The sequence below is a fragment of the Hanstruepera ponticola genome, assembly GCF_002940745.1.
In the GTDB taxonomy this organism is placed as follows: Bacteria; Bacteroidota; Bacteroidia; order Flavobacteriales; family Flavobacteriaceae; genus Hanstruepera; species Hanstruepera ponticola.
On record NZ_POTB01000001.1, the window covers coordinates 867,555 to 880,704 of the forward strand.

Sequence of the window (13,150 nt, forward strand, 5' to 3'; positions counted from 1 at the left end):
TCAAAAAAGGTTTTCCTGTTTAGTAGGAAAACCACTGTAGTAATAAAAGGACAAAAACTTCAAGAACAGGAGCTATGCGACGCCAAGTTATGAGGTTTGTTCACCCAAGATTAAATGCCTAACGACAATAAAAGCACTTATCGGTTCTTATTTGTGCTTAAAAAAGAACAAACAACTTCCAAATAAAATCCCAAACTCTCTTCGTCATTGCAAGCAAAACGAAGCAATTTCCTTTGTAATCCTAAATTTGATTCAGGAACCACAAACTTCCAACGACCAACTAAAAACTACTGAAAAAAATCCCAAGTTAATTTCAACCCCTCACGAACCGAAATTTGTGGCTCATAACCCAATAGGTCATGGGCTTTAGAAACATCAGCTAAACTATCACGAACATCACCCTGACGTTGCGGTCCATAGGTTGCTTTCAAATCGGAATTGGCAGCTAGCTGTAAAGATTCCCACAAATAGTTCACTGAAATACGCTCGCCACAGGCAACATTAAAAACTTGATTGCGAGCTTTTTCATCAGCAAAAAAGCCTTTTATATTAGCTTGTACAGCATTATCAACATACGTAAAATCACGTGTTTGCTCACCATCTCCATTAATTTTGGGCGACTGATTGTCTTTTAACGCTTGCATAAATAAAGGTATAACCGCAGCATAAGCACCATTAGGACTCTGCTTTGGGCCAAACACATTGAAATAGCGTAATCCAATAACATCTGTCCCATAGGTTTTACCAAACACATCAGCATACAATTCATTAACATATTTGGTAACAGCATATGGAGACAAAGGCTTACCAATAGTGTCTTCTATTTTGGGCAGGTTTTTACTATCGCCATAAGTAGAACTGGAAGCAGCATAAACCATACGTTTAACAGACTTTGAATCCTTTAACGCTATCATCATATTTAAAAACCCAGATATATTAACGGCATTGGTTGTAGCTGGATCATTTATGGAGCGTGGAACAGAACCCAGTGCAGCTTGGTGCGAAACATAGTCCATACCATCCATAGCTTCATAACAGGTATTCAAATCACGTATATCGCCTTCTAGCAGTTCAAATGAAGGATTATTCATAAACTCGGTAAGGTTTTCACGATAGCCATTAGAAAAATCATCAAGCACACGGACTTTTCGCGCACCATGTTGCAAAAGATAGCCAACCAGATTAGAACCTATAAAACCAGCACCTCCAGTTACCAAAAATTGGTATTTAGAAAGATCTTGTGTATGATGTTGACTACTGCTCATTATAATCTGGCATCTACTAAATCTTTTGGAAATAATGACTTAACGTCAAACACAACACCGTGTTCAGATTTCAGTTGATTAATATCTAATTCTAAAAACTCTTGATGGCTAACAGCCAGCACAATAGCCTCATATGCATCCGCCAATTCAGAAGTATTGGTCAATAGATCAAAACCATACTCTTCGCGCACTTCTTCTTTAGAAGCCCAAGGGTCATAAACATCCACTTCTGCATGGTAAGCTTCAAATTCTCTAATAATATCAATGGCTCTAGAGTTTCTGATGTCAGGGCAGTTTTCTTTAAAAGTAATACCCAAAACCAAAACTTTGGCCCCCTTTATGGTAGCACCCTTTTTTATCATCAACTTCACGGTTTCTGTCGCTACATAGCTCCCCATACTATCGTTCATTTTACGACCGGCTAGAATAATCTCTGGGTTATAGCCACTTTCTATGGCTTTCTGCGCCAAATAATAAGGGTCAACCCCTATACAATGACCACCAACCAAACCAGGTGTGAACTTGATGAAATTCCATTTCGTACCGGCAGCTTCCAAAACCGCTTGTGTATCTATATCCAATAATCTAAAAATTTTAGACAGTTCATTAACAAAAGCAATGTTAATATCACGTTGGGAGTTTTCTATAACTTTGGCAGCCTCGGCAACTTTAATTGAAGGTGCTTTGTGCGTACCTGCAGTAATGATGGACTTATACAAATCATCCACAACATCAGCTATTTCGGGTGTAGAACCCGATGTTACCTTTAAAATTTTAGTAACCGTATGCTTTTTATCGCCCGGATTAATGCGTTCAGGTGAATAACCAGCGTAAAAATCTGAATTGAAAGTTAATCCAGAAACAGATTCTAGTATAGGCACACAAATATCTTCTGTGACTCCTGGGTAAACTGTTGATTCGTAAATAACAATATCGCCTTTTTTCAAAACCCTACCTATCGTTTCACTGGCTTTAATTAAAGGGGTGAAAACAGGTTTATTTAACTCATCGGTTGGCGTTGGCACCGTTATAATGTAAATGTTTGATGCATCAGTATCTGACACCAAATCCGTAATACGTAATCCAACAGCATGAGGTTCTTGGGTTAAAACGGACTTCAATTCAGATTCAGTAACTTCTAGCGTTCTATCGATGCCATTTTGCAATTCCGCTACACGTTTACTGTTAATGTCAAAACCAATCACTGGGAATTTTTTGGCAAATTCAACAGCCAGAGGCAGTCCAACATAACCAAGTCCAACGATTGTAATATTCTGTTTTTTCATGTTTAAATGGGGTGAATTTAAATTTAAGAGGTTGTGGTTTAAATGCGTTTAATAAAATCTGTTACTTTTTTCCAGGTACTACGTTTACCATCCTCATGATAAGCATTACCATAAACACCGTAGCCGTATCCATAGCCATAGCCATATCCGTAGCCATAACCATAATTGTGATTGGTTTTATGCTTGTAAAAATTAAGTACAAAACTAATATTTTTAATCTCGCCGCCTCGATATTTAGCGTTAATTAATTGCAACATTCCTTTTTTGGTGTAATCCAAACGCACCATAAAAATGGTGGTGTCTGCATATTTTACGAGTTCCAAAGCGTCTGTAACCAGGCCTAAAGGTGGTGTATCCAAAATAATAATATCATAGGTTTCTCGTAAATTGGAAATGAGTGCCTCCATCCGATTACTCATTAACAACTCCGAAGGATTGGGAGGTATCGGACCAGCTGGAACAACAGATAAATTTTCAATATGTGTTTTATTAACAACATCATCAAAGTCCAAATCATCAATAAAATAGTTAACCATCCCATAATCATTCGTCAATTCAAAATCATCGAATATTTTAGGTTTACGCAAGTCTAAACCTAATAAAATTGTTTTTTTTCCAGATAATGCATAAACGGTAGCGATATTTATGGAAGTAAACGTCTTTCCCTCTCCACTAACTGAAGAAGTGACCATAATGGTGCGACCACTTGGTTTTGGTGTTTTATTTAAAATAAATTGCAAACTAGATCGAATAGATCGAAACGATTCCGCAACGGCAGATTTAGGTTTTTCAAAAACCACCAAATTGTTGTGATAACGATATTTTCCAATCAAACCCATTATAGGAATGCTGGATAATTGTTCAATTTCGTCGGAACCATGAATGGTTGTATCTAATAAGAATATAACAAAAATCAAGAACATAGGGATAAAAAAGCCCATCATAAGCCCCATCATATAATTCAACGATTTATTAGGCCCTATTTTACCACCACCAATATCTTTAGCCTCATCCACTATTGTAATATCTGAAATATTGGCGGCTTTCACTATGGCGGCTTCACCGCGCTTGGCTAAATATAAATCATAAGCCTCCTGACTAATATCTAATTTACGTTGAATACGAAGGTATTGTTGTTGATCCTCTGGTAAAGTACTTAATTTACTTTCAAAGTTTGCCATATTCCTATTAATAGAATTTATAAGCGTATTAATAGTGCTTTTTGTAGAGCTAATGGTTTCCAACAAAACCTGCTTTTCAGCTTCAATACGCCTATCTAAATCCTTAAATAAATCAGATCCTTCCCGAGTTGTGTATTCCATATTTTGGCGTTCAATAGCCAAAGATGTAATCGTTTTAACACTCGTTAAGATATTAGGTTCTTCGATTCCAACCGAGGTGGGTGCAGCAATGTTTGTATAATTGGTTTTAGTGTTGAGATAGGTCTCTAATAAGTTTAAATAATCTAATTTTATGCGTTCCTCTTCCTTTTGTCTTTCTAGTTCTTTAAGTTTAGATGACACTTCTGTCATCTCGGCATCAATATTAAAAACTTTATTTTGCTTCCTGAACGTATTCATTTCATTGTTAAAATCTTGCAAATTGTCATTTACAGCCTGCAAAGTACTATCAATAAACTTGATGGTATTTGAGGCATATAAGTTTTTTCGCTCCAATTCGGTTCGACTCAAAATGGCGGCAGTAGTATTTAAATAATCAACTATTTTAGATTTGTTATGTCCAGCTAATGACAGTTGCAAAACAGATGAAGCATTAGCATTAAAAGTATTTACAAAAATTCTACTTTGATAATGATTAACAATGGCATCAAAACTATTGAATTGTATAAAATATTCAGATTGGGGTTTAATAATATGTTCAGGATGACGCAGATAAATGGTGGCATCCATAAATGGCAGTGATATGGGCTCCCCAACCTTAAACTGTTGTCTAAAGTCACCTACTGGCACTGAAATTGAAACCATTTCTTTTGTGTCGTATTGTTGAGCACTCCTAGTTTCAGATTCAAATTGCGTGAACAACTCAAAATGTAACTGATCTAAAAACCGAATACCTATGGGGTGATTAAGGACTTGTTTACCAGACAAATTTAAATCCACAACAAACGGAGCTGTTTTATAAATATCAACTTTACGGTATTTTCCTTCAACCAAGTAATCCATAAAGTATTGAAGAGAATCGACTACTTTTTCATTGTGTGTACGAGTTTTCAGAGTAGTGATGGTTTTACCTACCTTACCAGATACACCTCCCCAGTTGAATGATATACTGGTGTTTGCCGTAAAAAATGGATTTTGGTCATTTTCCACAGAAATTAACGAACTTAATTTATAAACATTCTGTTTTCTAACATTTATTAAATAAGCAATCAGCAAAGCAAATCCAATACATAACAGCACAAATTTCCACAAATTGAGAACTTTAAATAAATAGCCTTTAAAATCAAAAGCTATTTGATTCCGTTCCTGATATTGTTCGGTTTCTAAATGATTATCATTCATATCACTATAGCCTATCAATTATTAAAAGAGTAGTTGTTAGTAAAGTCATTACACTTACTACAGTAATTATAGTTTCACGACCAGTGGTTCCAAATCCCCAAGATTTTTGTTTTAAAGGTTTTACATAAATAATATCATTTGGTTGAATATAGTAATATGGTGATTCCATAACAGCTACATCCAATAAATTGAGATGGTGAATTTTTTGACCTTGCGGATATTGCCTGATAATCAATACATCTTCACGGTTTCCCGTTACTTCAATGTCACCAGCATTAGCCAGTGCCTCAAAAACATTGACTCGAGGTTGGTATAAGGTATTGGTACCAGGAGAGCCTACCTCACCATTCACAGTGTAACGTAAGCCTGTTAGTTTTACAGAAACAAAAATATTAGCGGTTTCTTTAAACTCTTCTTCCAATAGCTTTTTTTCTAGCATTTTTTCAATTTCTTCAGTTGTATAACCCAATACATTAATCTCTCCGAGAACCGGCACACGAATGTTACCATGCAGATCAACTGTAAACCCATCAAAAAAAGCCCGTTGATCCGTATCCATATTCAGTTCCTGCTCACCAACCGGATTAAATATTTGAACATTTTCTTGATCTAGTGCCTTGACACGAATATTTAGAATATCATTTATTTGAATACGGTAAGGCTTTTGCTTCTCAGTGATAGCAAGTGTACTATCAACAGCTCCTTCTCTATTTTGTAGATACACCAATTCCTTATTAGGAATACAAGAAGATAGAACGCTTGAAAAAATAAGTATAACTAGAATATGCAATTGCTTCATATCGAGGGCACAAGTTTGTTCACAAATATAGCCTTTCACTAGGAATATCAAAACTAATCGTTTAAATTTTGGTTTTTTTACGTTATTTGCAAAAAAGACCCGTTGAACTACCTTACTGTTGAAAATATTTCGAAATCTTATGGCGAATTAAAGCTGTTTGAAAATCTGTCCTTTAGCATCCATAAAGATCAGAAAATAGCTTTTGTGGCTAAAAATGGCACAGGCAAAACGTCAATATTAAATATGCTTTCCGGAAGAGACCAACCAGACTCTGGACAAATTATATACCGAAAAGATATTGTTACAGCTTTTTTATCACAAGACCCCAAATTAGATAGCAACCTGACTGTGGAGCAGGCTATTTTTGATACAAAAAATCCTATTCTAGATATTATAAAACAGTACGAAACTGCCATTAAAAATCCAGACGACACGGAAGCTTATCAAAAAGCGTTTGACAATATGGATAGGCACAATGCATGGGATTTTGAAACACAATACAAGCAAATACTGTTTCAATTGAAGCTAGATAACCTCAACCAAAAGATAAGCACCTTATCGGGTGGACAAAAAAAACGTCTAGCTTTAGCAAATGCCTTGCTGAAAAAACCAGACCTTTTAATTCTAGATGAGCCAACCAACCATTTGGATTTGGAAATGATTGAATGGTTAGAATCCTTTTTTGCAAAGGAGCAAATCACTTTATTTATGGTTACTCATGATCGTTATTTCTTGGAGCGTGTGTGTAATGAAATTATTGAACTAGACCATGGCGAATTATATACTTATAAAGGCAATTACTCTTACTATTTAGAAAAACGTGAAGCTCGTATAGAGCGTGAAGCTATTGAAACGGGAAAAGCAAAACAACTCTTTAAAAAGGAATTGGACTGGATGCGCAGGCAACCCAAAGCACGTACCACAAAATCCAAATCGCGTATTGATGATTTCCATGACATTAAACATCGAGCGCATCAACGTAGAAAAGACCATGAAGTGCAATTGGAATTAAACATGGAACGGTTGGGTAGCAAAATATTGGAATTACATAATATTTCGAAAAGCTATAAAGACAAAACCATACTTAACAAATTTGAATACACCTTTAAAAAAGGGGAACGCATTGGAATTATTGGAAAAAATGGTACTGGTAAATCAACTTTCTTAAATATCATTACACAATCCGTCGTACCAGATTCTGGAAAAGTTGTAATTGGTGAAACCGTAAAATTTGGTTACTACACGCAATCCGGAATTCCTGTTAAACAAGAACAAAAAGTAATTGATGTTATCAAAGAATTTGGTGATTATATCCCTTTAAAAAAAGGACGACAAATTAGTGCCCAACAACTGTTGGAGCGATTTCTCTTCGACAGAAAAAAACAATATGATTTCGTTGAAAAGTTAAGCGGTGGTGAACGCAAACGCCTATATTTATGTACAGTCTTAATTCAAAACCCTAATTTTTTAATTTTAGATGAACCAACCAACGATTTAGACATTGTGACGCTCAATGTACTCGAAAATTTCTTATTGGATTTTCCTGGGTGCCTCATTGTGGTTTCGCATGACCGTTATTTTATGGATAAAATTGTTGACCATTTATTTGTATTCCGAGGCGATGGTGTTATTGAAGATTTCCCAGGAAATTATTCTGACTTTAGAATTTATGAAGACAGTCAAGAACCTGAAACTACTGACAATTCGAAAAAGGATAAAAAGCAATGGAAAAAAGACAGTAATAATACCCTATCCTATAACGAGCAAAAAGAGTTTAAGAATATTGAAAGTAAATTAAAATCATTGGAGTTTAACAAAAAAGAACTGGAAAGTCAATTTCTTAATCCTGATTTATCAACCGATGCCATTCAAGATTTATCCAATCAATTACAAGTAATTTTAGATACCATTGAAGAAAAAGAAATGCGTTGGTTAGAACTTATGGAAAAAATGGAACAATAACCATGTGGTATTCAATTCTATCCTATTTAAAATTTATCATATCATCTACCAATCAACACGGTGTGCATTCGCCTTTTATTTATGATATGGTTACAAAATGCTTTTACGACCAAACAGTATATACTGCTTATTCAAAATTAAGTCGCTACAGAACCCATTTATTGCGAAATGATAGTCTGATTAAAATAACTGATTTAGGACCAGGCTCCAAAAAACACAAATCAGAAACACGTCAAATTTCTGAAATCGCTAAAACTTCAGGAACTACATTAAAACGAAGTAAGCTCTTATTTAGACTAACGCAGTATCTAAATCCTCAAAATATGTTAGAGTTAGGCACATCATTAGGCATAGCAACTAACGCACTGGCTTTAGGGAATCCTAAATCTAAAATAATCAGTATTGAGGGCTGCCCTAACATAGCGACATTCACAAAACAGCAACTTAAAAACCATACAAACACAACAATCCTTACAGGTGATTTTAATGCGTATCTTCAAAAATTAAATACCCAATCGTTTGATTTGATTTTTTTTGATGGTAGCCATACCAAGGAAGCTACAATAAATTATTTTAATCAATTGTTACCTACAACCAATAATAATAGTGTTTTTGTTTTCGATGACATTTATTGGTCAAAAGGCATGACAGAGGCTTGGGAACAGATTAAAAAACATCCACAGGTAACAGTCACAATAGACACCTATTTCTGGGGTTTCGTATTTTTTAGAAAAGAGCAGGTTAAAGAGCACTTCAAAATTCGCGTATAAAGCCATTGTTCAATAATATTTAACCTTTAACTTTGTTCCCATGAAAATTTACACCAAAACAGGCGATAAAGGAACCACAGCATTATTTGGAGGAACACGAGTCCCCAAACACCATATTCGTATTGACAGCTACGGAACTGTTGATGAATTAAACTCGCATTTAGGACTTATTCGCGACCAAAACATTAAACAACATTATAAAGATATTATTACCCACATTCAAGATAGGCTGTTTACAGTTGGCGCCATATTAGCCACTGATCCGGAAAAAGCTATTTTAAAAAGTGGTAAAGAACGTCTGAACATTCCAAAAATTTCAGAAAAAAATATCTCGCTACTTGAAACCGAAATGGACACCATGAATACGGAGTTACCTCAAATGACACATTTTGTGTTACCAGGCGGTCACCAAACCGTGTCATTCTGTCACATTGCGCGTTGTGTGTGCCGTAGAGCGGAACGTTTAGCCTCTGCCCTAAACGATTTAGAACCCATAGATCCTATGGCTTTAAAGTATTTAAACCGACTCTCAGACTATCTTTTTGTATTGGCACGGAAATTGTCCTATGACCTGCAAGCAGATGAAATTAAATGGATTCCTGAAAAACACTAATTCATCTTCTTGATTAAAACTATTATTACTGTAAAAATAACATGGGTTTTTATGTTAAGGGTACAGCTAAAAACACGTTCTTATCATTATTGAGTAATTAATTGTTTTTTTTCTTGCCTATTTAAACTAAAAATTTATTTTTGCAAAAAAATTAAAACACATTACAAATGTATTGGACATTAGAATTAGCATCTTATTTAAGTGATGCACCTTGGCCAGCAACAAAAGATGAACTAATTGATTATTCAATTAGGACTGGAGCACCTTTAGAAGTTGTTGAAAACCTACAATCTATTGAAGATGAAGGAGACTCTTACGAATCTATTCAGGAAATCTGGCCAGATTATCCAACTGACGAAGATTACCTCTGGAATGAGGATGAATATTAATATTTATAAAAGCTTATAAAAAAAGTCTCGTCAGAGACTTTTTTTGTGTCTGATAATTATAAAATTGACCAAATCAACCATATCTTTGAGAGCCTAAAATCTTAAAGTGTAAAACATATTTCAAAACTAGCATACATGCTAGTTAAACTAAAACATACAAACATGAGTTTTTTAAATTCTGTACTAAAGGTATTTGTTGGCGACAAATCAAAACAAGACGTCAAAGCCATCATGCCTATAGTCAAACAAATAAAAACATTTGAATCTGCTTTAGCGCAATTATCACATGACGAATTACGTGCTAAAACCAGCTTTTTTAAGGAGAAAATTGAAGAAGCGCGTAAACCGCTGAATGAAAAAATAGAATCTTTATTAGAACAAGCTGAAAATACGGAAGATATTGATGAGCGTGAAGACATCTATCTTGAAATAGACAAAATAAAAGATGAAATTTACGACATAACCGAAGGTGTTCTCAATGATATTTTACCTGAAGCTTTCGCAGTGGTAAAAGAAACAGCAAAACGCTTTGTTGATAATACTGAAATTGAGGTCACAGCCAATACATTTGATCGTGAAGTTTCTGGTGAAAAAGATTATGTAACACTTGATAATGATAAAGCAATCTGGGCAAACTCCTGGGATGCAGCAGGGAAACCCATCACCTGGGACATGGTACATTATGATGTGCAATTAATAGGTGGTATTGCCATGCACCAAGGTAAAATTGCCGAAATGCAAACAGGTGAAGGTAAAACATTGGTAGCTACCTTACCGGTTTACTTAAATGCTTTAGCTGGTCGTGGTGTACACTTAGTAACCGTTAACGATTATTTGGCCAAACGCGATAGTGCTTGGATGGCTCCTATATTTGAATTTCATGGTTTAAGTGTCGATTGTATTGATTATCATCAACCCAATTCAGCTGCTCGTAAAAAAGCTTATCGTGCCGATATTACTTACGGAACTAATAATGAATTTGGTTTTGATTACTTGCGTGATAATATGGCGCATTCACCAGATGATTTAGTACAACGACCACACCATTATGCCATTGTAGATGAGGTGGATTCAGTATTAATTGATGATGCACGTACACCGTTAATAATTTCTGGACCAATTCCTCAAGGTGATCGTCATGAGTTCATTGAATTGAAACCAAAAGTTGATGACATCGTTTCGGTTCAAAGAAAATATTTAACTGGAGTTTTAGCTGAAGCTAAAAAACTAATTGCCGAAGGTGATACAAAAGAAGGTGGTTTTCAATTATTACGAGTGTATCGTGGTATGCCTAAAAATAAAGCCTTAATTAAGTTTTTAAGTGAAGAAGGTATAAAACAACTACTTCAAAAAACCGAAAACTTCTACATGCAGGATAATAACCGTGAAATGCCAAAAATTGACGCGGAATTATACTATGTCATTGAAGAAAAGAATAATCAAATTGAATTAACGGATAAGGGTATTGAATTTCTTTCAGGAAAAGATGATCCTAACTTTTTCGTCATGCCAGAAATTGGTATCGAGATTGCAAAAATTGAGTCACAAGGCTTATCATCTGAAGAAGAAGCAAACCTTAAAGAAGACTTATTTAGAGACTTTGGTGTAAAATCAGAACGCATTCATACTTTAAATCAATTACTTAAGGCTTATGCCTTATTTGAAAAAGACACGCAATACGTGGTCATGGACAATAAGGTAATGATTGTTGATGAGCAAACAGGTCGTATCATGGATGGTCGCCGTTATAGCGACGGCTTACACCAGGCTATTGAGGCTAAAGAGAATGTAAAAATTGAGGATGCCACCCAAACTTTTGCAACAGTAACGTTACAGAATTACTTTAGAATGTATCGTAAGCTATCTGGTATGACTGGTACAGCCGTAACTGAAGCTGGTGAATTCTGGGAAATTTACAAGCTAGATGTCGTAGAAATTCCAACTAACAAACCTATTGCGCGTGACGACCGTGAAGATTTAGTTTACAAAACTAAACGTGAAAAATACAACGCTGTAATTGATGAGGTTACTAAATTATCACAAGCTGGAAGACCAGTTTTAATTGGTACAACGTCAGTTGAGATTTCAGAATTATTAGGTAAGATGTTAAGTATTCGTAAGATTCCTCATAATGTCTTAAATGCCAAGCAACATAAAAAAGAAGCTGAAATTGTAGATGAAGCTGGACGAAAAGGGCAAGTAACTATTGCAACAAACATGGCTGGTCGTGGTACCGATATTAAATTGTCTGACGAAGTAAAAGCAGCAGGTGGTCTAGCTATAGTTGGTACAGAACGTCATGATTCCCGTCGTGTAGATAGACAGTTACGTGGTCGTGCTGGACGTCAAGGAGATCCAGGAAGTTCTCAGTTCTACGTGTCTTTAGAAGATAATTTAATGCGATTATTTGGTAGTGAGCGTATTGCCAAAATGATGGATAGAATGGGCTTGGAAGAAGGTGAAGTTATTCAGCATTCCATGATTTCAAAATCTATTGAGCGTGCACAGAAAAAAGTGGAAGAGAATAACTTTGGGGTGCGTAAAAGATTATTGGAATATGATGATGTGATGAATGCGCAACGTGAGGTCGTTTATAAACGTCGTCGTCATGCCTTACATGGTGAGCGTTTACGTGTAGATTTAGCCAACATGATATATGATACGTCTGAAGGTATTGCTGAATCTAACAAGGAAGCCAATGATTACAAGAATTTTGAATTTGAATTAATTCGTTATTTCTCAATGAGCTCACCAGTTACCGAAGCTGAATTTGGAAAACTAGGGGCACAGGAACTAGCAGGCAAAATATACAAAGCTGCATTTGAGCATTACCGTGAAAAAATGGAGCGTAACGCTGAAATGGCTTTCCCCGTTATTAAAAATGTGTATGAAACTCAGCGCGATAAGTTTAAGCGTATTGTAGTGCCTTTTACTGATGGTGTTAAGAACCTACAAGTAGTAACAGATTTAGAAAAAGCTTATGAAACCAATGGTAAGCAACTTATCAATGATTTTGAAAAGAACATCACGTTGGCCATAGTTGATGATTCTTGGAAAACACATTTACGTAAAATGGATGAGTTAAAACAGTCTGTTCAATTAGCAGTGCATGAGCAAAAAGATCCGCTACTTATTTATAAGTTCGAAGCTTTTGAGTTGTTTAAAAGTATGATTGACCAAGTGAATAAAGATGTTATCTCATTTTTATTCAAAGGTGAATTACCAACAGAAACACAAAATACTATTCAGGAAGCTCGTCAAACCCGAAAGAAGGAAAAACTAGAAACTTCTAAAGAAGAAATTCCAAATATGGATGAACGTGCTGCTCAAAGTAGAGCAGCTGGTAATACACAACGCCAACAAGAGGTTGTTGAAACCATTGTACGCGATAGACCTAAAATTGGACGAAATGATCGTGTAACAATAAAGCACGTTATGAGTGGAGAAAACAAGACTTTAAAGTATAAACAAGCTGAACCATTAATCAATAAAGGTGATTGGGTTTTAGTAGAATAGTTTAACACATATTTAGTAATATAAGAAG

Annotated in this window: 9 protein-coding genes; 5 read left to right on the plus strand and 4 right to left on the minus strand. The window is 35.3% G+C overall.

The features are described 5' to 3' along the window. Positions 1 to 287: 287 nt before the first annotated feature. The 4 genes from C1S72_RS03855 to C1S72_RS03870 are packed head-to-tail and all read right to left on the minus strand — an operon-like array spanning position 288 to position 5,872. Positions 288 to 1,265: an SDR family oxidoreductase gene (locus C1S72_RS03855; RefSeq protein WP_104734343.1), complete on the minus strand. Its 978-nt coding sequence runs from the start codon at positions 1,263 to 1,265 to the stop codon at positions 288 to 290. Then, positions 1,265 to 2,551, minus strand: a complete 1,287-nt coding sequence (locus tag C1S72_RS03860) for a nucleotide sugar dehydrogenase (RefSeq protein ID WP_104734344.1) — start codon at positions 2,549 to 2,551, stop codon at positions 1,265 to 1,267. The genes C1S72_RS03855 and C1S72_RS03860 overlap by 1 nt, the downstream gene beginning before the upstream one ends. 38 nt (positions 2,552 to 2,589) lie before the next feature. Then, positions 2,590 to 5,073, minus strand: coding sequence for an exopolysaccharide transport family protein (locus C1S72_RS03865; RefSeq protein ID WP_104735779.1), 2,484 nt, complete (start codon positions 5,071 to 5,073; stop codon positions 2,590 to 2,592). Positions 5,074 to 5,077: 4 nt separating this feature from the next. Beyond that, positions 5,078 to 5,872 carry a polysaccharide biosynthesis/export family protein gene (locus C1S72_RS03870; protein WP_104734345.1) on the minus strand — a complete coding sequence of 265 codons (795 nt, stop codon included), beginning with the start codon at positions 5,870 to 5,872 and terminating at the stop codon, positions 5,078 to 5,080. Positions 5,873 to 5,974: 102 nt separating this feature from the next. Between C1S72_RS03870 and C1S72_RS03875 the strand changes: the two genes are divergently transcribed. From C1S72_RS03875 to secA, 5 genes are all read left to right on the plus strand, one after another. Further along, positions 5,975 to 7,834: an ABC-F family ATP-binding cassette domain-containing protein gene (locus C1S72_RS03875; protein WP_104734346.1), complete on the plus strand. Its 1,860-nt coding sequence runs from the start codon at positions 5,975 to 5,977 to the stop codon at positions 7,832 to 7,834. A gap of 2 nt (positions 7,835 to 7,836) precedes the next feature. Then, positions 7,837 to 8,604, plus strand: a complete 768-nt coding sequence (locus C1S72_RS03880) for an O-methyltransferase (protein ID WP_104735780.1) — start codon at positions 7,837 to 7,839, stop codon at positions 8,602 to 8,604. Between the two features lie 40 nt (positions 8,605 to 8,644). Continuing rightward, complete coding sequence (locus C1S72_RS03885) at positions 8,645 to 9,217, plus strand: cob(I)yrinic acid a,c-diamide adenosyltransferase (RefSeq protein WP_104734347.1); 573 nt, start codon at positions 8,645 to 8,647, stop codon at positions 9,215 to 9,217. A gap of 167 nt (positions 9,218 to 9,384) precedes the next feature. After that, entirely contained in the window at positions 9,385 to 9,606 is a 222-nt protein-coding gene (locus C1S72_RS03890) for a DUF2795 domain-containing protein (RefSeq protein WP_008637498.1), read from the plus strand. A gap of 162 nt (positions 9,607 to 9,768) precedes the next feature. Beyond that, complete coding sequence (gene secA, locus C1S72_RS03895; RefSeq protein ID WP_104735781.1) at positions 9,769 to 13,122, plus strand: preprotein translocase subunit SecA; 3,354 nt, start codon at positions 9,769 to 9,771, stop codon at positions 13,120 to 13,122. Positions 13,123 to 13,150: the final 28 nt, after the last annotated feature.